General features: G+C 41.7%; 22 protein-coding genes, 1 tRNA gene and 1 riboswitch. Of the genes, 2 read left to right on the top strand and 21 right to left on the bottom strand.

Going from position 1 to position 22,348, the window contains the following annotated elements; genetic code table 11:
• Window positions 1-60: 60 nt before the first annotated feature.
• The 5 genes from B7E07_RS03435 to rpoN all read right to left on the bottom strand — a co-directional run bounded on the left by B7E07_RS03435 (window position 61) and on the right by rpoN (window position 5,428).
• Entirely contained in the window at window positions 61-1,245 is a 1,185-nt protein-coding gene (locus tag B7E07_RS03435) for a phosphoglycerate kinase (protein ID WP_080844079.1), read from the bottom strand.
• A gap of 268 nt (window positions 1,246-1,513) precedes the next feature.
• A complete protein-coding gene (gene gap / locus B7E07_RS03430) occupies window positions 1,514-2,521 on the bottom strand; it encodes a type I glyceraldehyde-3-phosphate dehydrogenase (protein WP_080844078.1) in 1,008 nt (335 codons plus the stop codon).
• A gap of 45 nt (window positions 2,522-2,566) precedes the next feature.
• Window positions 2,567-3,589 (bottom strand): sugar-binding transcriptional regulator, encoded by a 1,023-nt coding sequence (locus B7E07_RS03425; RefSeq protein ID WP_080844077.1) that lies wholly within the window; start codon window positions 3,587-3,589, stop codon window positions 2,567-2,569.
• A 257-nt stretch (window positions 3,590-3,846) separates the two neighbouring features.
• The gene (locus tag B7E07_RS03420; protein ID WP_080844076.1) at window positions 3,847-4,083 is read right to left on the bottom strand and encodes a glutaredoxin family protein; all 237 of its coding nucleotides are present in this window, start codon (window positions 4,081-4,083) and stop codon (window positions 3,847-3,849) included.
• Between the two features lie 13 nt (window positions 4,084-4,096).
• Complete coding sequence (gene rpoN / locus B7E07_RS03415) at window positions 4,097-5,428, bottom strand: RNA polymerase factor sigma-54 (protein WP_080844075.1); 1,332 nt, start codon at window positions 5,426-5,428, stop codon at window positions 4,097-4,099.
• A gap of 173 nt (window positions 5,429-5,601) precedes the next feature.
• Window positions 5,602-5,689: riboswitch (cyclic di-GMP riboswitch) on the top strand.
• 373 nt (window positions 5,690-6,062) lie between these two features.
• Between rpoN and B7E07_RS03410 the strand changes: the two genes are divergently transcribed.
• Together B7E07_RS03410 and clpP are read left to right on the top strand one after the other, a co-directional pair.
• Window positions 6,063-6,134 (top strand) — tRNA-Arg (locus B7E07_RS03410).
• 346 nt (window positions 6,135-6,480) lie between these two features.
• Window positions 6,481-7,077 (top strand): ATP-dependent Clp endopeptidase proteolytic subunit ClpP, encoded by a 597-nt coding sequence (gene clpP, locus B7E07_RS03405; RefSeq protein WP_080844074.1) that lies wholly within the window; start codon window positions 6,481-6,483, stop codon window positions 7,075-7,077.
• A 97-nt stretch (window positions 7,078-7,174) separates the two neighbouring features.
• On the opposite strand, the gene B7E07_RS03400 is transcribed toward clpP, so the two are convergent.
• From B7E07_RS03400 to B7E07_RS03320, 16 genes are all read right to left on the bottom strand, one after another.
• Window positions 7,175-7,432, bottom strand: coding sequence for an HPr family phosphocarrier protein (locus tag B7E07_RS03400; protein WP_080844073.1), 258 nt, complete (start codon window positions 7,430-7,432; stop codon window positions 7,175-7,177).
• Window positions 7,433-7,456: 24 nt separating this feature from the next.
• Window positions 7,457-8,407, bottom strand: a complete 951-nt coding sequence (whiA, locus tag B7E07_RS03395) for a DNA-binding protein WhiA (protein WP_080844072.1) — start codon at window positions 8,405-8,407, stop codon at window positions 7,457-7,459.
• Between the two features lie 63 nt (window positions 8,408-8,470).
• Entirely contained in the window at window positions 8,471-9,448 is a 978-nt protein-coding gene (locus tag B7E07_RS03390) for a gluconeogenesis factor YvcK family protein (RefSeq protein WP_080844071.1), read from the bottom strand.
• Window positions 9,445-10,338 carry an RNase adapter RapZ gene (gene rapZ, locus B7E07_RS03385; protein ID WP_080844070.1) on the bottom strand — a complete coding sequence of 298 codons (894 nt, stop codon included), beginning with the start codon at window positions 10,336-10,338 and terminating at the stop codon, window positions 9,445-9,447. Before rapZ ends, B7E07_RS03390 begins: the two co-directional genes overlap by 4 nt.
• Before the next feature lie 40 nt (window positions 10,339-10,378).
• The gene (locus B7E07_RS03380; RefSeq protein WP_080844069.1) at window positions 10,379-10,837 is read right to left on the bottom strand and encodes an NUDIX hydrolase; all 459 of its coding nucleotides are present in this window, start codon (window positions 10,835-10,837) and stop codon (window positions 10,379-10,381) included.
• Window positions 10,838-11,259: 422 nt separating this feature from the next.
• Window positions 11,260-12,213 carry a thioredoxin-disulfide reductase gene (gene trxB / locus B7E07_RS03375; protein WP_080844068.1) on the bottom strand — a complete coding sequence of 318 codons (954 nt, stop codon included), beginning with the start codon at window positions 12,211-12,213 and terminating at the stop codon, window positions 11,260-11,262.
• A 281-nt stretch (window positions 12,214-12,494) separates the two neighbouring features.
• The gene (locus B7E07_RS03370; RefSeq protein WP_080844067.1) at window positions 12,495-13,988 is read right to left on the bottom strand and encodes a tetratricopeptide repeat protein; all 1,494 of its coding nucleotides are present in this window, start codon (window positions 13,986-13,988) and stop codon (window positions 12,495-12,497) included.
• 117 nt (window positions 13,989-14,105) lie between these two features.
• Window positions 14,106-15,062 carry a nuclease-related domain-containing protein gene (locus tag B7E07_RS03365; protein ID WP_080844066.1) on the bottom strand — a complete coding sequence of 319 codons (957 nt, stop codon included), beginning with the start codon at window positions 15,060-15,062 and terminating at the stop codon, window positions 14,106-14,108.
• A 732-nt stretch (window positions 15,063-15,794) separates the two neighbouring features.
• Complete coding sequence (gene hisIE / locus B7E07_RS03355; RefSeq protein WP_080844064.1) at window positions 15,795-16,427, bottom strand: bifunctional phosphoribosyl-AMP cyclohydrolase/phosphoribosyl-ATP diphosphatase HisIE; 633 nt, start codon at window positions 16,425-16,427, stop codon at window positions 15,795-15,797.
• A complete protein-coding gene (gene hisF, locus B7E07_RS03350; protein WP_080844063.1) occupies window positions 16,424-17,182 on the bottom strand; it encodes an imidazole glycerol phosphate synthase subunit HisF in 759 nt (252 codons plus the stop codon). Before hisF ends, hisIE begins: the two co-directional genes overlap by 4 nt.
• A complete protein-coding gene (gene hisA / locus B7E07_RS03345; protein WP_080844062.1) occupies window positions 17,176-17,901 on the bottom strand; it encodes a 1-(5-phosphoribosyl)-5-[(5-phosphoribosylamino)methylideneamino]imidazole-4-carboxamide isomerase in 726 nt (241 codons plus the stop codon). The genes hisF and hisA overlap by 7 nt, the downstream gene beginning before the upstream one ends.
• A complete protein-coding gene (gene hisH / locus B7E07_RS03340; protein ID WP_080844061.1) occupies window positions 17,873-18,535 on the bottom strand; it encodes an imidazole glycerol phosphate synthase subunit HisH in 663 nt (220 codons plus the stop codon). Before hisH ends, hisA begins: the two co-directional genes overlap by 29 nt.
• A complete protein-coding gene (hisB, locus tag B7E07_RS03335; protein ID WP_080844060.1) occupies window positions 18,536-19,123 on the bottom strand; it encodes an imidazoleglycerol-phosphate dehydratase HisB in 588 nt (195 codons plus the stop codon). It abuts the gene before it with no gap.
• Window positions 19,124-19,135: 12 nt separating this feature from the next.
• A complete protein-coding gene (hisD, locus tag B7E07_RS03330) occupies window positions 19,136-20,404 on the bottom strand; it encodes a histidinol dehydrogenase (RefSeq protein WP_080849094.1) in 1,269 nt (422 codons plus the stop codon).
• Window positions 20,404-21,048: an ATP phosphoribosyltransferase gene (hisG, locus tag B7E07_RS03325; RefSeq protein ID WP_080844059.1), complete on the bottom strand. Its 645-nt coding sequence runs from the start codon at window positions 21,046-21,048 to the stop codon at window positions 20,404-20,406. The genes hisD and hisG overlap by 1 nt, the downstream gene beginning before the upstream one ends.
• Entirely contained in the window at window positions 21,045-22,229 is a 1,185-nt protein-coding gene (locus B7E07_RS03320) for an ATP phosphoribosyltransferase regulatory subunit (protein WP_080844058.1), read from the bottom strand. Before B7E07_RS03320 ends, hisG begins: the two co-directional genes overlap by 4 nt.
• Window positions 22,230-22,348 lie beyond the last annotated feature (119 nt).

Raw genomic sequence — 22,348 nt, 5'->3', positions numbered from 1 at the left:
CAAAAATGGTACTGTTCAAAAATTTTATAAACAACAACCTTTTAAAGACAGGTTTCAACCTTATTTATCGTTTAATGCTACTACTCCAGGAAGTTCTTTTCCTTCGATAAATTCAAGGGAAGCACCGCCGCCTGTGGAGATGTGGCTCATTCTGTCTGCTAAGTGGAATTTTTCAACTGCAGCTGCAGAGTCTCCGCCACCGATGACTGAATATGTATCGTTTGCTTCAGCAAGTGCTTCTGCAACAGCTTTTGTTCCGCCAGCAAATTTATTTAGTTCAAACACACCCATTGGTCCGTTCCAGATCACAAGCTTAGAGTTTTGGATGACTTCGCTGTAAATTTCAGCTGTTTTTGGTCCAATATCTAATGCTTCCCAATCTGCAGGAATTTCTTCAATAGATACTACTTTTGTGTTTGCATCTTCTGAGAAATCATCAGAGACAATTACATCAACTGGCATATAGAACTTAACGCCTTTTTCTTTTGCTTTTTCAATAAAAGAAAGAGCTAAATCCATTTTGTCTTCTTCTAAAAGGGATTTTCCAATTTCATGGCCTTGAGCTTTCACAAATGTGTAAGCAAGTCCGCCGCCGATGATTAGGTTATCTACTTTATCGAGAAGGTTTTCAATAACACCGATTTTATCTTTAACTTTTGCTCCGCCAATGATTGCAGTGAAAGGACGCTCAGGATTAGACATAGCTTTTCCTAGTACAGCTAGTTCTTTCTCCATCAGCAGTCCGGAAACAGCTGGAAGATGATGTGCAATACCTTCTGTTGAAGCGTGCGCACGGTGTGCTGCTCCAAATGCATCATTTACATATACATCTGCAAGTTCAGCAAAAGCTTTCGCTAATTCAGGGTCATTTTTTTCTTCGCCAGCATAAAAACGAACGTTTTCTAATAATAAAACATCGCCTTCATTCATGCTGCTGACCATCTGCTGCACATTTTCACCATATGCTTCATCAGACTTCTGAACTTCTTTGCCAAGTAGCTCTGAAAGACGTTTTGCTACAGGAGTTAAACGAAGCTCTTCAACCACGGCTCCTTTTGGACGACCAAGGTGACTGGCAAGAATAACTTTTGCTCCTTGCTCTGTTAAATAATTAATCGTTGGCAATGCTGCACGGATACGTGTTTCGTCTGTAACTTGACCGTCCTTCATCGGTACGTTAAAGTCCACACGGCAAAATACGCGTTTTCCTTTTAAATCAACATCTTTGACGCTTTTCTTGTTCATAGCAAAAGAACCTCCTATTAGAAGACCATCACAATCTTCTAAACATAATATTTGCTTTCCCAATAAGAAACTCGTACCCTGACAAGCCTGTAAAAGCATGCCTGAGACGCAGTTTGCGCTAACTGCTTTTCATAAGCCATCTGCTCATGAAAAGACAACGGGGGAGAGGGATATGTTCCCTGCTCCCCCGTTCCCATTTATCATTATAGACAAACACATATGTTATATCCATTATGATGAGGTTAAATTAGCGTTAATATCGGTAAAATTATAGACCTTTTTTAGCGATGTAATCAACTAGGTCAACTACACGGTTAGAGTAGCCAGACTCGTTGTCATACCAAGAGATAACTTTTACCATGCTGTCTTCTAGAACCATTGTAGATAATGCATCGATTGTAGAAGAAGCTGGGTTACCGTTGTAGTCGCCTGATACTAATGGCTCTTCGCTGTAAGCAAGAATGCCTTTAAGATCGCCTTCAGCAGCTTCTTTAAGTGCAGCATTTACTTCTTCAGCTGTAACGTTTTGATCAAGCTCAGCAACTAAGTCAACTAGTGAAACGTTAGGAGTCGGAACACGCATTGCTCCACCGTTTAATTTACCTTTAAGTTCAGGTAATACTAGAGAAACTGCTTTTGCAGCACCAGTTGTTGTAGGAATGATGTTTTCAGCTGCTGCACGTGCACGACGGTAGTCTTTGTGCGGCAAGTCAAGGATTTGCTGATCATTTGTGTATGAGTGAACTGTAGTCATCATACCGCGTTTGATTCCGAACTTGTCGTTTAATACTTTAGCAAAAGGAGCTAAGCAGTTTGTCGTACAAGAAGCGTTAGAGATAACATCATGTTGTGCTGGATCATATTTATCATGGTTAACACCCATAACAACTGTGATATCTTCGTCAGTTGCAGGAGCAGAAATGATTACTTTTTTAGCGCCAGCTTCTAAGTGTTTCGCAGCGTCAGCACGCTTAGTGAAACGTCCAGTAGATTCTACTACTACTTCTACGCCAAGATCTCCCCAGCCAAGTTGAGCAGGATCGCGCTCTGCGATAACTTTTACACGTTGTCCGCCAACTACTAGGTAGTCACCATCAACTGTAACTTCTTCGTTTAATGTTCCGTGAACAGAATCATATTTTAAAAGGTGTGCAAGCATGTTTGCATCTGTAAGGTCATTAACTGCAACAACCTCTACATTCGGATTATTTAATGCTGCACGGAAAACTACACGCCCGATTCTACCAAAACCATTAATACCAACTTTTACTGCCATGAATAACTTCCTCCTTTGAAAGGATCATTTTTTTATTTAAAGGTTTTACCCTTTTAACAACTGATTTGCTGCACCTTCATCCGTAATCAATATGGTGGATTTAGGAGCTCTTTTCATATAGGCTGCAATGGCTTTTGCCTTCGAGCCTCCACCAGCAACTGCAAGGACATGCTGAATGGAAGCCAAGTCTGCTAACTGCAGGCCGACCGTCTGAATTTTATGGACAATCTCACCGGCTTCGTTGAAATAGTAGCCAAACGCTTCGCCCACTGCTTTTGCTTCAATAAGCTTTTCCACATTCTCACTGCTTGTTTTACGGCGTTCCGCCATTGTAATAGCATCTCCAATCCCATGGAGAACCATGCATGCAGACTTGATCAAATGAAGAACTTCATTAAAGTTCGGATCCTTAATCATCGACTCATACATTTCCTTGCTCACTTCGTCTGGCGCGTACAAGACTCGATGTTTTGAATCTGTATTTTCCGCCATTTGTGAACAGATCGTATTCGCCTGATTTTTGACATCCTCGCCGATACCGCCTCTAGCCGGTACAAACAGCCAATTTTGATCAGGTTTTGTTGGTGTCAGCATTTTTGCCACAGTCGACATGGTCGTACCACCAGTAACACCGATGATATTCTCTCCATGTAATGAAGATTTCATCCACTGTGCAGTTGCTCTGCCAAGTTCATTCTTGACCCAAGGGGCCTCATCCGCGTTTCCGGATACAATAATCGCCCTTTGAATGCCCAATTTGTCGGCCAGCTGCTGTTCCATTTTCACTATACCCGAAATTTCTCTCATTATGCTGCGAAGTTCGACAAGCAATTTTCTTCCTTCTTCTGTGATGCTCATACCTAAACTAGCAATGGAGATTAAATCCTGTGACTTAAGAAACTCAACCTCGCTGCGCAGAACCCTTTCAGTCAGTCCAAGACTCACTGCCAGGCTTCTTCTGCCAACAGGTTCCATTTGGCTTATGTACTCTAAGATGTGGTAGCGTTTCTGCATAACAGCAAGCAAATCTGGCAATAATTTTTTCTGAATATCAATTAGTGAGTACATCTCGCAGCTCCTTCTTCATCACTCATGGTCACTTTTAGTCCCGCATAGACATATTATGTCCCACCGACTGAAAAAAAAATCACCCTTGCTACAATTTGAATTTTAGCAAGAATGATTCTTGAATGCAACTAATATCGTTTTATTTTAAAGCCTATTTTTAAAAATAAGAATAAATAATGACGTTCTGCCCTATTAGCTGCTTCTCCATCCCGTTTTTCTGCAGCTATAGACCAGCTGCCTTCTATCAGCAAGATGGATTAAACTAGAGCTTCTTCTAATGTCATGCGATCAATTTGTCCATACTGAACCTCAACTCCGTCAACATAGACAACCGGAATCATAAGCCCATATCTTTCTGTCAGCTCGTCACTTTCATCAATATCATATTCAGTGTATTGAAAGGTAAGTTCGTCTTTTAATTCGAGAATGATTTGCTTCGCTTTATCACACAGCGGACATTTATTTCTAGTGTATAAGGTTAGTTTACGGCTCATGGATATTCTCCTATCAATCATATCTTTTTCGTTTGGAAGAGGATGGAATACCCAGCTGCTCACGATATTTAGCAGCCGTTCTTCTTGAAATGACTAAACCAGCCTCTGTTTTTAGCAAATTAGCAATATCCTGATCAGAATAGGGCTTTGCCTTATTCTCTGATGAAATAAGTTTATTCATTGCTGCCTTCGCCTCCTCAGATGAAGCGTCAGCATTCGTTGCGGTCTTAATCATACTGGCAAAAAAGGTGCGCAATTCAAAAGTTCCAAAAGGTGTTTGCACATATTTTTCTCTAACCGCCCTGCTCACAGTTGATTCGTGAATATCAAGTTCCTCAGCAATTTCCTTCATCGTCATCGGCTTTAAAAAAGTTGGCCCCTTCTGAAAAAAGTATGGCTGACGCTCTGCGATCTTTTTTGTGACTTTTAAGATCGTTTCTTTTCTCTGTTCAATCGACCGTTTAATCCATTGATAGTCCTGCTGCCGATTTTGCAAATAACGCCCCAACTGCTGATCACCTGCTGTTTGAAGTTTATTAGCGTAAACTTCATTATAAGCAATCGCGGGGACACTTTCATCATAAAGCTGAATGTGAATACCATTTTGCTCTGCATAAACAATCACATCAGGTATGATATAAGCTGGCTTCTCTGATGCAAACCTTGCTGCCGGCCGAGGTTTTAACGTTTGCACCAGGTCATAGACAACTTGGATGTCCTTTATATCTGCTTTTATCTGCTTGGCCAGCTGTTTCCACTTTTTATCAGCAAATGATTGAAAATGATGGCGAATAATCTCCTCAGCCAGCTCGTTTGCTGGTATTAGCCGTTCGAGCTGCAATAGGATACATTCCTGCAAACTGCGCGCCCCAATTCCTGCAGGTTCTAATTGATGTAATAGGTCGAGCTGTTCTTGTACCGTTTCTTTTTCAGTTTCAAAAAGCTGAGCAATTTGCGTAACATCCACATTATATAAGTAACCGTTTTCATCAAGGTTATGAATAAAATAGAATATGATTCTTTTCTCTTCTTCTGTCAGATTGGCCGGAACCTGCTGAATCAGATAATCGTCCAATTGCTGTACACTGACAGCAAGCTGTTCAATCCAATTCTCTTTATCTTGATTATGATTGCTTTTTGTTTTCTTAAATCGCTGTACACGGGGATCCATTGTTTTAACGAAATTTGAATGCAGCTCCAGCAAAGGATTTTCCAAAGCCTTTTCCTCAAGAAAGGCAGTAAGCTCCTGGGAATTAAACTGCAATAGCTCAATAGATTGCTTAAGCTCTTGAGTCATCGCCAACTTCATGGTTTGCTGCTGCCATAAACCTGCTTTTAAATCCATGTTGCCTTCCCCCTTCATCTTTATTTTACAGGAAGATGAGCAATTATTGTATGGAGAAAATACTGTAAATGAATAAGGATGAAACTCCTCGGGGTACGAAACCCATTTCGAAAAGGAAAGATCTATTTTACAAATAAAATTTTTGATATGATTTATTTCTATTTTTATGGTATTATACATTTGGGCAAATTTTACGAAAGTAAAAGACGCAAAGCCACGGGCCTAAAACATGTATATTGTCATGGCAGCCGGGTTGCATATAAGTCGATCATTCCTTTTTAATTTGCCTAATACTGCTTTAAGAAGGGTGAACAATGATTTTTCCAACAGTACTCAGCAAGGACAAAGAAGTTAGACACGTCGTCAAGGACCAGCACACCTGCTTATGCGGACACAAGTACAATGTCTTTACGACTTTCACCAAGAACGATTTCAAGAAAATTCAATTTAGAAGAAATGAAGTTATCACCTGTCCAGCATGCCGATCCATCATTGAATAATGATGGACCGGCATTTTTGATTTCTGAGACTTGTCGCTTACAAACTAAATGGTTGTTGCAATGTTGAACATATTATCCTATAATTAGTATTCGTAACGTTTAAAGAAATGGAGCGTTACAGCAAGATACAACTTGCCCTCGTGGTGCAACGGATAGCACGTAAGATTCCGGTTCTTGAGATGGGGGTTCGATTCCCTCCGAGGGTGTAGAAAAAAGGCCATTGCTTATTGAAGCAATGGCCTTTTTTCTTTTAGCAGGATCATTTTGCTGCATCTTCAGCTCAACTCATCTGGAGGCAAGATAAGATCAATTTTTTATTTTCCCTCAAAGGTGTAAAAAGTATGCAGACTGGGTAAGATAAAAAGTGGAATGTCTCTAAAAATCTGGCATATAAACTTGTTAATCAAAATCTGTCGAACGATTTCGCTTCCTTATAGATGCGATTCTTTTGACCTTTATTGACCATTAGTGTATGATAAAACTACATAAAAATGGTGTATGTCTTACATAAATAAGTCTGCACTATCCCTTAATTTTAAAGGAGGAATTGGAATGAATTTAATCCCTACAGTTATCGAACAAACAAACCGCGGGGAACGTGCTTATGATATTTACTCCCGCCTTTTGAAGGACCGCATTATTATGCTCGGCAGTGCGATTGATGATAATGTTGCCAACTCGATTGTGGCTCAATTGCTATTCCTTGAAGCGGAGAATCCTGAAAAAGATATTACATTATACATCAATTCACCAGGCGGAAGCATCACAGCTGGTATGGCGATTTACGATACAATGCAATACATCAAGCCAAGCGTTTCTACAATCTGCACAGGTATGGCTGCTTCAATGGGTGCCTTCCTTCTTGCTGCCGGCGAAAAAGGAAAACGTTTCGCACTTCCAAACAGTGAAGTAATGATTCACCAGCCACTTGGCGGAGCTCAAGGTCAGGCAACTGAAATCGAAATTGCAGCAAAACGTATTCTTTTCCTTCGCGAAAAGTTAAATACGATTCTTGCAGAACGCACTGGTCAGCCGCTTGAAATTATTGCGAAGGATACAGATCGTGATAACTTCATGACTGCTGAAAGAGCATTAGAGTACGGCTTAATCGACAAAATTATTTCCCGTAATCCAAACGAAGCAAAATAAGTTTTCAAAGTGAGGCACTATACAGGTGCTTCACTTTTTTATAGCCAAAATTATGCCCAACACAAAAGGACACATCCCCATGATGTGCCCTTTCTTTTTATTGTTCTTGTTGAATGTAATTGGCTAATTGCTCAAGTGCTTCCTGCTCGTCACTGCCGTTTGCAATCAATGTAATGGTTGCCCCTGTGCTGACAGCAAGACTCATTAAGCCCATAATACTTTTGGCATTGACCTTTTTCCCATCTCGCTCTAAAAAGATATCAGATGCAAAACGATTCGCTTCTTGCACGAACAATGCCGCTGGGCGTGCCTGTAAACCCGTTTTTAATTTAACCTCAACCTGTTTCTCCACCATAAGTTTCGTTCCTCCTATTGCTCGCTACTGCGGGATACTGATATCACCCGCTTTTAGCTTTTCCGCAATTTCATCAATTTTTCGCAATCTGTGATTAATGCCTGATTTACTGATATTTCCCCCAGAAACCATTTCTCCAAGCTCTTTTAATGTCACATCTTGATACGCTACACGCAGCTCTGCAATTTCCCGTAATTTATCTGGAAGGATTTGCAGACCTACTGTTTTTTCAATATATTTTATGTTTTCGACTTGGCGCAGTGCTGCCCCAATCGTTTTGTTCAAGTTCGCAGTTTCACAATTAACAAGACGGTTAACCGAATTTCGCATATCACGGACAATCCGGATGTCCTCAAACCGCAGCAATGCGGCATGTGCACCAATAATATTCAGGAATTCGGTGATTTTTTCTGCTTCTTTCAAATACGTAATAAAACCTTTTTTTCGTTCCAGTGTTTTGCTGTTTAAGCCAAATGTGTTCATAAGCTCGCACAATGCGTCATTGTGTTCCTTATATAAAGAGGCAATTTCGAGATGATACGATGATGTCTCAGGGTTGTTTACAGAACCTCCTGCAAGAAAAGCTCCGCGTAAATAAGAACGTTTGCAGCATTTCTTTTTCACAAGCTCTTGAGCAATATCATGTGTAAAAACAAAGCCCTCACTTAAAATTTTCAACTCATCAAGGATGGTGCTGGCTCCTTCTGCAAGGCGGACAATGTAAACATTGTTTTTCTTTAGTCTCATTTTTTTACGAACAAGGAGTTCCACCTGCACGTTGTAATTCTTTTTGATCAGCGTATAGATCCTTCTGGCAATCGCTGCATTTTCCGTTTGTATGTCAACAACCAATTTACGGTTAGAGAAGGATAAGGAGCCATTCATTCGGATTAAGGCAGAGAGTTCTGATATACTGCAGCAGCCCTTGGTTTCAATATTGGTAAGTTCTTTTTTTGTTTCTGAAGCGAAAGACATCCCTTCACCTCCTACCCGGCACAACATTCATTTAACACAAAACAAACATTGGCACAGTATATACTACGCTTCAAAACGCTTTTTGGTTTCAGCTAAAAGCAAATGATAAAGAATATCTGCCACTTGCTGCGTATCATGGCGAATAATTCCGCCTTCATAGCTGACGATCTCACCTGGTATAACCTCTAGTCCTAATTCATGAAGCCGATCGACATCGTAATAAACAGGCTTCGCCATTTCTTCAATATATTTTTCCTGCACGTTTGCTGGGATATTCTCCTTGTTTACGAGAATGGTATTCATAAAAGCTGAATTCAGATGGTCATATAACGCTTTCACATGGTCACTGGCCGTGTAATTATGCGTCTCGCCAGCCTGGGTCATCAAATTGCAAATATATACTTTCTTCGCTCTGGAACGGCGCACCTCATTGCCAAGCTTTGGCACAAGCAGATTCGGCAGGATACTTGTATATAAACTGCCTGGACCAATAATGATCATATCTGCCTGTCTGATGGCATGAACCGATTCAGGCAAAGGCTGTATCCGCTCGGGCTCCAGAAATACCCGCTTAATTCTTTTCCCTGAGTATGGAATTTTCGATTCACCAGATACAATGCTGCCATCCTCCATCTCCGCTTTTAAAACCACACTTTGATTGGCCGCAGGAAGCACCTTGCCTCTTACATTTAAAACTTTGCTCATCTCTTGAATCGCATGAACAAAGTTTCCTGTAATCGACGTCATGGCAGCCAGTATTAAGTTTCCTAATGAATGGCCCGCTAGTTCATTGCTTGTTGAAAACCGATGCTGGAACATCTCCTCAATTAATGGTTCAACATCAGAAAGGGCTGCTAATACATTGCGAATATCTCCAGGAGGCGGAATATTTAAATCATCTCTCAGCCTGCCTGAACTGCCGCCATCATCAGCTACGGTTACAATTGCTGTAATATCAACAGGATACTTTTTCAGTCCTCTTAAAAGGACAGGTAATCCTGTTCCCCCGCCAATGATGACAATCCTCGGCTGTCTGCTCATTTTGTCTTTTCCTTTCTCCTCTCAATGTCCCGATGCGTAATCTTTGTATGATAATCCTCTTGAAAGAAGCGGCCCAGATATTCAGCCAAGGCAACGGATCGGTGTTGTCCTCCAGTACAGCCTATAGCAATAACAAGCTGTGACTTTCCTTCTCTTTTATAATGAGGAAGCATGAAATTTAGCAATTCAGTCACTTTTTCAAGAAATTTCGTTGTTTCATTCCACTTCAGCACATAGCTCGAAACTTCTTCATCTAACCCTGTTTTTGGACGCATATGGTCGATGTAATGCGGGTTAGGCAAAAAGCGCACATCAAACACTAGATCCGCATCAATTGGCAGTCCATACTTAAAACCGAAGGACATGACATTGACAGTAAAAATGGTTTTTTTATTCACTGAAAATTCCATTAGTATCTTTTCACGAAGTTCTCTCGGCTTCATAGACGAGGTTTTATAAATTAGCTGCGCTCTTCCCTTCAGCTCCTCAAGCAGCTCCCGCTCAAGCTTAATGCCTTCAAGCGGCAGACCAGATGGAGCGAGCGGATGAGATCTTCTTGTTTCTTTATACCTGCTTACGAGCGTAGCATCATCAGCATCTAAAAAAAGGATCTTAGGCGTAACCCATGATTTTTCAGCCAGCTCGTCTAGCGCTTTAAAAAGGTGATCAAAAAATTCACGGCCGCGAAGGTCCATTACCAAAGCAACCTTATTCATCTTATTCCCGGATTCCTTCATCAGTTCAAGAAATTTTGGCAGTAGCGTTGGGGGCAAGTTATCAACACAGAAAAATCCGAGATCTTCAAAGCTTTGAATTGCTACTGTTTTTCCTGCACCAGACATACCTGTAATAATAACCATTTGTGTTTCATTAATTGAACCCGTACTCATCATCATTTCCCCCTGAAACTGCTTCGATTTTTATAGAACATTAACTAGGATCAAGCCTATAGCTGATCAGCTCAAAATCTGGTGTATAAGTAAATGTGCCATAAATCATTCCATTGCCATGAATCATATAGTCTAAAATGTGATAGTCACCAGCTGCCATTGGCAAGTGCTTAATGTCCTCAAGCTCATGCCATGAAAGCTTTCCTTCCTCTGACTCATCCACATTGAGGCCATCAGATTCCTGTGCCATAAAGGTAAACATCATCCATTCTGACATCACCCGATCGCCATCCTTCATAATAAAAGTAAAAATCCCTTTTATATTTGGATTGCGCAGATAAATCCCTGTTTCCTCTCGAAACTCGCGGATACAAGAGTCTCTAACCGATTCTCCCGGCTCCATTTTTCCGCCTGGCGCTACCCACCAGCCGCGTCTCGGTTTTTGAAGAAGCAAAACTTTATTTTCTTTCAACAATACACAATTGGTGACCCTTTGCACTACTACTCACCTGACCTTTACGATCGGGCTGGAATACCCGAAGCCTACTATTTTACCGTTTTTAATATTCCTTATATTATACTATGTTTACAAGACAGCGACAACGATTGACTGCTTAGTCACAGCTTTTATCCATTTAAGTGAATGGAATAATCCTCTGTCAGAACAAACCTACAAGTCAATTTCGGACTGGATCTGCAATGAGTTTGTAATTTATGCCAAATGATTTCAGCGCAAAAAAAAGGAGCCCAGCTTTCACTGTGCTCAACAAGATTTATATCTTAAAAAGGGGGTCAATTTCTATTCTTATATTACCCGAAATTTGTTTCACTAACGTTACAGCACAGTTAAAACATAATGACTTTTTGTAAAGGATAAGCTAACATTTCAGTTCGCACCAAAAAGTTAGCTGTACACAAGCATTATTTCGCTTCTTCTTTTAAACGTTCCTGCAGTTCTTCCACATAGTGCTGAACACTTTGTGCAGCAATACTGCCATCTCCTGTAGCTGTTACAATCTGACGCAATGTTTTCTCACGAATGTCTCCTGCTGCAAAAATGCCAGGCACCTTTGTCTCCATTCGCTCATTTGTTTCAATATAGCCATTCTCATTTGTAATACCAAGACTTGCAAACGGCTTTGATAAAGGAACCATGCCTATATAAACGAATACACCGTCTGCTTTAAACTCTTGTTCTTCACCATTCTCAGTGGAAACAAGCGTTGCGCTGCCAACTTTGCCGTCTTTTTCGTTGATTTCTTTTACAGTATGATTCCAAATGAAATCAATTTTCTCATTATCAAAAGCACGCTGCTGCAGAATTGCTTGCGCACGAAGCTCATCACGGCGGTGAACAATTGTTACCTTGCTCGCGAAACGAGTTAAATAAACCCCTTCTTCCACTGCAGAGTCTCCTCCGCCAACAACAACTAGCTCTTTGTTTTTAAAGAAAGCCCCATCACATACTGCACAGTAAGAAACGCCGCGGCCGCCAAGCTCTTTTTCTCCAGGAATGCCAAGCTTCTTATACTCAGCTCCAGTTGTAATGATCACCGCACGAGCTTTATACTGCTTCGAGCCCGCAATCACCGTTTTATATTCGCTGCCGTCAATAACCTCTTTAATATCGCCGTATGCGTATTCCGCACCAAATTTCTTCGCATGATCAAACATTTTTGTAGAAAGCTCAGGTCCAAGAATATGTTCAAAACCAGGGTAGTTCTCTACTTCTTCCGTGTTTGCCATTTGCCCGCCTGGAACTCCGCGCTCTAACATTAAAGTCGTCAGGTTTGCACGAGATGTATAAACAGCTGCCGTCATTCCCGCAGGACCAGCTCCAGCAATAATGACATCATAAATTTTTTCTTCCGTCACAGTACTTCCTCCTTATATAAAATGTGCAGGAGATTTCACAGCCGCAGTTTATGCTGCGCTTCTTATTCCATACCCATTTATTAGCTTCTCCATCTAACATGATCCTATAAAAATGGATTTGCATAATTTTTTCTCATAAGATGGTGGATCACAGTTCATCTCGGCAGCTGCCTCCTTCCCGTTTTGATAAGGATTTAGCGGCCGATTTTCATGCAATCCAACAATGTATTATTTTTCTTTATCATATAAAAAAAGAGCAGATTTCGCCAAAAATCTGCTCATTAAAGGAAATCATTTACCAGTTTGATGTATTTCCCCAGCGTAGAAACTGAAATTCCGTATTGTCCAGCCAATTGTGACTGAGGAACCTTTTCATTGCGCATTTTTTTCCAAACATACTCAATTGCTGCAGCCCATGCTAATTTATTCTTTATAGGCATGCTGCTTTTTTCCATTTCAATATAAACGGTAAACCATAACAGAAAAAGACCTGCTTCCGTCGTGCCAATCGGATGGTGGTTTTTGTATAATAACTGGGCGATTTCGTGTGCGCCAACTGCCGAACCGATTGGTGAACCGGTCTTAATATAAGACACATATTCATTTTCAATCGAAGAAAATTTATGGTTTTTCTTAATTCCTTCTGAAGTAAGCAGTTCATCCCGCTTATTTGATACTGAGATTAAAAATAGGGCAAACAGTCTTTCCTCTTTATAATCACTCTTCAGCTTTTTTTGAATAGAAGATTGATGATCTTCAAATCCATTCTGCACCGTTTTCTGATCATTCCACGGTTCAAAGCCTTCTTTATCTGGGTTGATTTCTACAGCTTTTTTCCAAGAAGAGCGTGCAATTTCCTCTCTTCCGGTAAAATAAGCGGCATAGGACAGCCAGTAATAAAATGGACCATCTCCATCAAAACCTGTTTTTTGAAGCTTACGAAGCCATTGAAACGCCGCTTCATACTCTCCAGTCAGCGAAAACGTAGCACCAAGCTTAAACTGATGCTCAGCAGACATCGGCTTAATTTTCTTTAATGTTTCTTTTAACAGCTTGATCTCTGTGAAATTGCGCTGATAAAAAGCAAAAACAAGCCTGTTGCATAACGCATGCAAGTTCCCTGGATTTTCTTCAAGAACCTTATTTAATATTTCAGAAGCCTTCTGCACTTCACCTAAATAAAAATACGCAAGCGCCAAATTATTATAAGCAGACCAATACTCCGGATAATCTTCAATCACCGACGTTAAAATTTCAACCGCCTTTGGAAAATGACCTGATTCCAGCAGTTCTCTTGCCTGCTCCTGCTTAATCATAAGATCATCCTGCTCATACAGATCCTCATCAAGCTCCTCCGCCTCCAGTGTTAACAAATCAAGCAAATCCTCTGTATCCTCAGAGAACTCCCCATCTTCATTTAACTCCAGATAAAGATTCGCATGCTGATACGCATCCTTAAAAAGGCCCATGTGCGCATAATTGTTGGCTAAAAAATAATGGCACTCACTCATGTGCTCATCCAGCTCTTCCAAAATCATATGAAGCAGGCGATTCGATTGCTGATGCTCGCCCATTTCCGAATACACAATCGCAAGCTGACACACAATCATCGGCTCGCCTGGCTCAAGCTGCATAGCACGCTGCAAATATTTTGCTGCTTTATAAAAATCCCTGCGATGATAAGCCTTTACTCCTTTTGAAAAGTAATACTCACCCGAAGGATTAAACGACAATAACTTTCCCATCTGATGTCTCGCTTTAGAGTCTTTACTCATGAAATCCTCCATCATACATATTAACTGTAGTAGTATATCATATGTACAAGCATTAGGAGAAGGGCTTGGGGGGATGTATTTTTTGTGGGGGTTAGAAGTCAGAATAATTGATTCATTTCAGTTTAACCTATAATACATACGACACCTCCCATTACCCGAATGAGGAAGATCCATCTTTTTCAGAAGTCTATTGGCTGTTTGCTCCGAATCCAGAAATGTAAAATCACGAAATTTTTGATTTGTCAGTGGTGATTCGAATAATAGGAAATAATCCTCCACTGCTTTGACATGTGCGTGTATATCTATCTTGCAGCAATTTGGGCATATCCATGTTCCATGCTTGCGTTGCATTGGCGTGTGGCCACAATCCGTGCAGCGTACACCCTTCTGAATATCCTCTTGGGTGAACTGATTGGCCTTTAAAACATCATACGTTTCCGGACAATGAAGTTTTGCAAGCATTTTGGCCATTTTCTTCACTGCTTTCTGTTCATGAATGACAATGTGATACTTCTTATTGAGATGTTCAATTTCTTCAATTAGATATTGTGCATGAATCATTTTTGGGATCGCATATTTGGAATTTGTTTTAAGAATGGTAGAGGGCTTGCTGAGTATTACGAGGTACTCGATAGGGAGATGGATGGCTTTACTTTGAAATACTTTTTCTAAATCTCGTTTTTGATACATCGCCTGCTGTACTGGATTTTGATACCCTTTCACTTCTCCATCCGCTGTTGTTTGAATCAGCTGTTTACTATTAACATCGAAAAAAAGTTCACCTGCCAGATTTTTCACTTCAATTATTAAGGCATACTTATCTGTTAAAAGCAGCGTGTCAATTTGGAAGTAATCGGACTTCATTTGTAACCTTAAACTATGGAGGATATAGTTCTCATTTTCAGGTAATTTCCTTAAATAATAATCGATCGCCTTTTCACCATAATAACCAGCTAGCCTTGATTTTAACTCGCCTTCTAAAATAGCTCTTTTCTCAGAGGGCATAATTACTCTGTCTAATGAGGATTGAATTTTACGAATTCGAATGGGGATTTCTCGTTCCTTTCTAATCAATTCAACACTTCCTTTAAGATAGTAATTTAAAGATTAGCTTTTTGGTTTGGTGTATCCTTCTTTTCGGATAAATGATCATAAAAAGTTCAAAAGTTAGTTTATAAATGAGTTAGTCTTGGGAGGGAGACTTTTATAAAAGTTTTTTGGTCGTTTTTCCTATCAAATTTTTGAAGTTTTCTATCGAAATTTCGAGTTTTCCTATCAAATCGAATTTCCAGACGCAAAATGACCTTTTTTAGTTTTGATTTCTGCCTTTTGAATTGGTATCTGCATAATTTAGAGCTTTTTGCTCCTTTATTTAGTCCATTGCTATCTTCTGATGGGGGTTCCTATCAAATCTTCTGCGTTTCCTATCAAGATATTTCTTTTTCCTATCAAACTTTCTTGGTTTCCTTTCAAATTTCCGAAATTTCCTATCAAAATTTCGCTTTTTCCTATCAAATCGAATTTTCAGACGCAAAATGACCTTTTCTAGTTCAGATATCTGCATTTTCACCTGGTATCTGCATAATTTCGAGCTTTTCACTCCTTTATTTAGTCCATTTCTATCTTCTCATGAGGGGTTCCTATCAAATTTTCTGCGTTTCCTATCAAAATATTTCTTTTTCCTATCAAACTTTCTTGGTTTCCTATCAAATTTCTGAAATTCCCTATCAAAATTTCCAGCTTTCCTATCAAAACCCCACTTTTCCTATCAAACCGCATCTCCCCTCAACAAAAAAACCGCCCACTTTACTCAGCGGCCGGTTTTTCATGTCTTTTCTCCAGTACCTTCAATACGTCTCCAAATGGAAGGTCTTGTTCACGCAGTAGGACAAGCAAGTGGTACAGCAGATCTGCTGATTCCCATTTTAATTCTTCTTTGTCACGGTTTTTAGCTGCGATAATGACTTCGGAGGCTTCTTCGCCCACTTTTTTCAAAATCTTATCGACGCCTTTTTCAAATAAATAAGTGGTATAAGCGCCTTCTGGGCGTTCAGCTTCGCGATCACGAATCACTTTTTCAAGTTTTCCTAAAATGCTGTAATCTGCGGGGGCATCTCCCAAAGCTTCTCCCTTATAAACACTTTCCTCAAAACAGCTTTCTGTCCCTTTATGACAAGCCGGTCCAGCTGGCTGAACGAGGACAACTAACGCATCCTGATCACAATCGAGTTTCATTTCTACGATTTTTTGCGTATTTCCGCTTGTTGCGCCTTTGTGCCAAAGCTCTTGTCTGGAACGGCTATAGAACCAGGTTTCGCCCGTTTCAAGCGATTTTTTGTAGGATTCTTCATTCATATACGCGAGTGTCAGCACTTCTTTTGTCTCGGCATGCTGAACGATTGCCGGGATGAGTCCATTGCCATCAAATACAATTTTCATCGGATACACACTCCTCTTTGTTTCACATGTTCCTTCACTTCTGCTACAGAGGTTTCTTTATAGTGAAAAATAGAAGCTGCCAGAGCGGCATCTGCCTTGCCGTCCAGGAATGCTTCCGCAAAATGGTCAGCGTTCCCAGCACCACCTGAAGCGATAACCGGCACGGAAACGGCCTCGCTGACTGCTTTTGTTAAAGCAATGTTAAAGCCCTTCTTTTCACCGTCAGCATCCATGCTTGTCAGCAGCAGTTCGCCGGCACCTCTTTCGACCGCTTCTTTTGCCCATGAGATGACATCCCGCTCTGTCGCTTTGCGGCCGCCGTGTGTGTACACCCGCCAAGTGCCAATTTCTTCATCATACTTCGCATCAATGGCAACAACGATGCATTGTGATCCGTAAAAGTTGGCTCCTTCAGTAATCAGCTCTGGGCGCAAAACGGCTGCTGTGTTTAATGAAACCTTGTCAGCTCCCGCCCGTAAAATGCGCTTCATATCTTCCAGCGAGTTGATGCCGCCGCCGACGGTAAACGGAATGGCGAGCTCAGAAGCAACATCCTTCACAACCTCCGCCATTGTTTTGCGTCCTTCATGAGAGGCTGAAATATCTAAAAAGACAAGCTCATCAGCTCCCTGTTCATCGTAAAAACGAGCGAGTTCAACTGGATCACCAGCATCGCGGAGCTCCACAAACTGAATTCCCTTTACGACTCTTCCTTCCTTTACATCAAGACAGGGAATGATTCTTTTTGTCAGCATAACGCCACCGCCTCTTTCACTGAAAACCGCCCTTCATATATGGCTTTTCCGACAATGGCACCAGCAACTCCTTGATCTGCATACTTCTTTAATGCAGCAAGATCTGCAAGACTGCTGACTCCGCCTGAAGCAATTACATTTTTGCCGGTTTCCGCTGCCAGGTCAACAACAGCTTCCACATTTGGTCCAGACAGCATGCCATCAGTAGCAATATCAGTAAATATAAATGTTTCCGCTCCGGCATCAGCGAAGGTTTTTCCAAGCTCAACTGCTCTTACTTCTGAAGTTTGCAGCCAGCCATGTGTAGCTACATAGCCATTTTTTGCATCAAGTCCAACAGCAATCTTTTCTCCATATTTACGGATCATTTCAACCGCAAACTCAGGGTTGCTGACAGCAATGCTTCCGATAATCACACGGGAAATTCCGCGATCCAGATAATGAACGATGTCTTCCTCCGTGCGGATTCCGCCGCCGATTTGCACTTTAGCGTGCAGCTTCTGTGCCGCTTCCACAACAAAACGGTCATTGATTCTTTTGCCGTCTTTTGCTCCATCAAGATCGACCATGTGAATCCAAGCTGCTCCAACATCAGCAAATGATTTCGCCATGTCAAAAGGTGAATCACCGTACACCGTCTCCTGATCATAGTCTCCTTGCAGCAGGCGCACACATTTGCCGGCACGCATATCAATTGCGGGATAGATTGTAAAACTCATCTGCGGTACTTCCCTTCTCTGTCAGCTTTGTAAAATTACGCAATAACTGCATGCCCATCACACTGCTTTTTTCCGGATGAAACTGCATGCCGAATACATTTTCCTTGCCCACAACTGCGGCAACATTCACATCGTAGCTTGCCCCAGCAAGCACAACATCTGACTGATCAGCATCCACATAATAGGAATGCACAAAATAAACATAGTCCTCATCTACACCTTGCAAAAGTGGAGAATCTTGTTCAAATCGAAGCTTATTCCATCCCATGTGAGGCACCTTATAAGATACCCCTTTACGATCTACACCTGAGAAACGGATGACTTTTCCCGGCAGCAGTGAAAGTCCATTTGTTAATCCGTTTTCCTCGCTGCTTTCAAATAGCAGCTGCATGCCAAGGCATATGCCCAGAAACGGCTTACCTGTTTGTACATACTCGTGAATCATCCTAGTTAACCCGGATTCGTTCAGAAGATCCATCGCATCTTTAAATGCACCGACACCAGGTAAAATGAGGCCATCCGCCTGACTTAGTTTCTCATGATCGTCTGAAATAAAAGCTTCAACACCTAACCGTTCCAGCGCTTTTTCGACGCTGAACAAATTGCCCATGCCATAATCAATGATGCCGATCATTTACAACATTCCTTTCGTGGATGGAACTCCTTTTATACGAGGATCAATGGTCGTTGCCTCATCAAGAGCACGTGCCAGCGCTTTAAAAATTGCTTCTATAATATGGTGCGTGTTTTGACCGTAGTGTACGATCACATGCAAATTCATTCTTGCCTCTAATGCAAGCTTCCAGAGAAACTCATGAACCAATTCGGTATCAAACGTGCCAACCTTCTGGCTCGGAAATTCCGCTCGCATTTCTAAGTGTGGGCGATTGCTCAAGTCAACCACTACCTGCGCTAACGCTTCGTCCATTGGCACAAAAGCATTTCCGTAGCGCTTAATTCCTTTTTTTTCACCTAAAGCTTCCTTCAGTACATGACCAAGGCAGATTCCAATATCCTCTGTCGTATGGTGATCGTCTACTTCGGTATCGCCATCAGCATTGACAGTCAAGTCAAATTGGCCGTGTTTGGAAAAAAGGTCCAGCATGTGGGTTAAAAAAGGAACACCTGTTTGCAAATCACTTTTGCCTTCTCCATCTATATTTAATGACAATTGAATTTTGGTTTCGTTTGTATTTCTAGTGATTTCTGCTGTACGAGTCATGTTATTTTCCTCCTATTTAAACCGCGATTCAACGGCACGAGCATGTGCTTCAAGACCTTCCATTCTGGCAAAGGCTGCAATATCTTCAGCATTCTTCTGCAATGCTTTTTCACTGTAGTAGATAATACTCGATTTTTTCACAAAGTCATCGACACTTAATGGACTAGAGAAACGGGCTGTTCCATTTGTCGGCAGCACATGATTCGGTCCTGCAAAATAATCACCCACCGGCTCGGAGCTGTATCGTCCCATAAAAATGGCACCGGCATGGCGAATGCTTCCCAGCAGTGTCATCGGCTCTGCCGTCAGTAATTCCAGATGCTCTGGAGCAAGCTGATTCACCAGTCCTACTGCTTCATCCATAGTATCTGTTACATAAATGGCACCGTAGTTTTCGATCGCTGATGCGGCAATTACTTTGCGCGGCAGGGTTTCGAGCTGCTTTACTACTTCCAGCTTTACGTTTTCCGCTAACGTCATACTGTCTGTAACGAGGATGGCACAGGCCCGTTCATCGTGCTCAGCCTGTGATAATAGATCTGCTGCCACCTCGTTTGGAAAAGCTGTTTCATCTGCTAGAACAACAATTTCACTCGGTCCGGCAATCATATCGATATCCACATCTCCGTATACTTCACGTTTGGCAAGAGCAACATAAATATTGCCTGGTCCAGTGATTTTATCAACACCAGGAATGGTCTCTGTTCCGTACGCAAGTGCTGCAATGGCCTGCGCCCCGCCAACTTTGTATATTTCCGTGACACCTGCTTCATTAGCTGCGACTAAAACAGCAGGAGGCAGCTTGCCTGTCGTGCGATCAGGAGGAGAAGTGATCACGATCTTACTAACACCGGCAACCTGGGCAGGAATCACATTCATCAGCACCGATGATGGATAAGCTGCTGTTCCGCCTGGCACGTATAAGCCAGCTGAATCCAGCGGTGTTACCTTTTGTCCGAGCAACGTTCCATCAGCATCTGTCGTGATCCAGGATTGAGTTCGCTGTTTCTCGTGGAAAGCGCGAATATTGGCCGCTGCCCGCTGGATAATTTCCTTTTGTTCTTCCTCCAAAAGAGTGTAGGCCTCTTCAATCTCTTCAGATGTTGCCCTAATAGAGGACAGCGTTATGCCATCAAATTTTTCCGTATATTTTAAGAGTGCAGCATCTCCATTCTTCCGCACATCTGCTATGATGCTTTGAACGGCAGCACGCTGCTCGTCCGTTCCGCCATCAACAGAACGCTGAATGGAAAGGTTGGCCGTTGCTTTTAATATGTTCATCATGCGGGCTCTCCTTTTTGCTTTATAACCTCGCTTAGCTTTTCCACGATTTCTGTAATACGCTCGTCCTTCACCCGATAGCTGACGCGGTTGACAATTAGTCTGGATGTAATATGCTCAATCACTTCATACTCGATCAAACCATTCTCAACTAACGTACGGCCTGTTGAAACGATATCCACAATTCTGTCTGCAAGTCCAATCAATGGTGCAAGTTCAATCGAGCCGTTCAGCTTAATAATTTCAACCTGCTCTCCCTGCTGACGGAAATAGTCTGCGGCCACATGCGGATATTTTGTCGCCACCTTTGGCGCAACCTCGTTCATTTTGGTGTCAGGCAGGCCAGCTACAGCCAAATGGCAAGCGCTTATTTTCAAATCCAGCAGTTCATATACATCACGCTCTTCTTCGAGCATAACATCTTTTCCTGCAATCCCAAGATCAGCCACTCCATGCTCTACATAGGTCGCCACATCCATTGGTTTTGCTAAAATAAAGCGAAATTGAGCCTCAGGAACATCAATAATAAGTTTCCTTGAATCATCAAACTCTGGCGGCAAAGGGAAGCCTGCTTTTCTGAGGAGCTCTGCCGCTTCTGTAAATATTCTCCCTTTTGGCATCGCAATCGTCAGCAGATTATTCATTGCATAGACTCCTTTCCGCTCTTTCCTAGTAAATACACGATATCTTCATATTGCTTCGTGTTGGCATCCAGATCGTGAACACCGCTTATATCCTGCAGTACAACCTTTTTACCGAATGCTCTTTGTTCACTTGCAAGCTGAAAAGCTTCTTTTCTTCTTTCTGCACTGAAAAAGATGGCATATATAGGTTCAGCTTCTTTCTTCTCTACTAACGCTTCCAGCAATCGATCGAAGCGGATGGCAAAACCGGTTGCCCCGGTATGCTTCCCAAACTTTCCTAGCAATCCATCGTATCGGCCTCCGTTGCCAATTGGAAAACCCACCTTTTCTGCATATGCTTCATAGACAATCCCTGTATAATAGCTCATATGACTGACTTGCGTTAAATCGAACTTAACGATATCCGCATAGCCATAATCGGCTATGATAGCCCAAAGCTGGCGCAGTTCTTCAACCTCATCTGTTCCCTGCCCATTTTCAAGAATGTCATAAGCAGCAGAAATGGTTTCTTCATGCCCTTTTAGATGAAGAAAACGAAGCAGGCGCTGCTTATCAATGGAAGACAGAGACAGGTTTTCAACATGCATTTTGAAGCCAACATAGTTTTTTTCATATAGGAACCTGGTCAGTGCCTCAACTCTTTCCTCTGTACCTACTATTTGCTGAAATAACTTACGGACAAATCCGATATGTCCAACAGATAATTGAAACTCCTGCAATCCCGCTGCTTTTAGAGCCGAAATCATAAGGGCAATTCCTTCTCCATCCGCACTAATGGTAGAGTCTCCTATACACTCAACTCCGATTTGTTCAAATTCAGCTGGTCTGCCACCCTCTCTTTGCTGAGCGCGATAGACATTTTCCGAGTAAGCCAGCCGAATCGGGATATTCCTTTTTAACAGTTTTGAAGCTGCGACTCTGGCAATCGGAGCGGTCATATCCGGACGCAGCACCAAAGTGCGGCCTTGCTGATCAAGAAGTTTAAATAGCTGCTGCTCCATAATCGCAGATGCAGCTCCTACGGTTTCATCATATTCCAGCGCTGGTGTAGCAATAAATTGATAGCCCCAGCTTCTCATTTCATTTTCAACTGATGCACGGACATTTCGTTTTATTTCATAAAGCTCTGGCAAGGTATCTCTCATGCCTAATGGCTTTTCAAACATATATAATGGACTCATTTTGATCGTCACCTCTGTCAAATCCTTTAGTTCGCTACCATGCTAATAAAGTGAAGTTATTAGTTAGTTTACATCTGAAAGTGTGAAGCGTCAATGAAAAACTCTTTGTTTTCGGAAAA

The organism is Cytobacillus gottheilii (genome assembly GCF_900166665.1).
Taxonomy (GTDB): Bacteria; Bacillota; Bacilli; order Bacillales; family Cytobacillaceae; genus Cytobacillus; species Cytobacillus gottheilii_A.
Note: the sequence above shows the minus strand (reverse complement) of the source record. Positions and strands in the feature narration are given on the sequence as shown.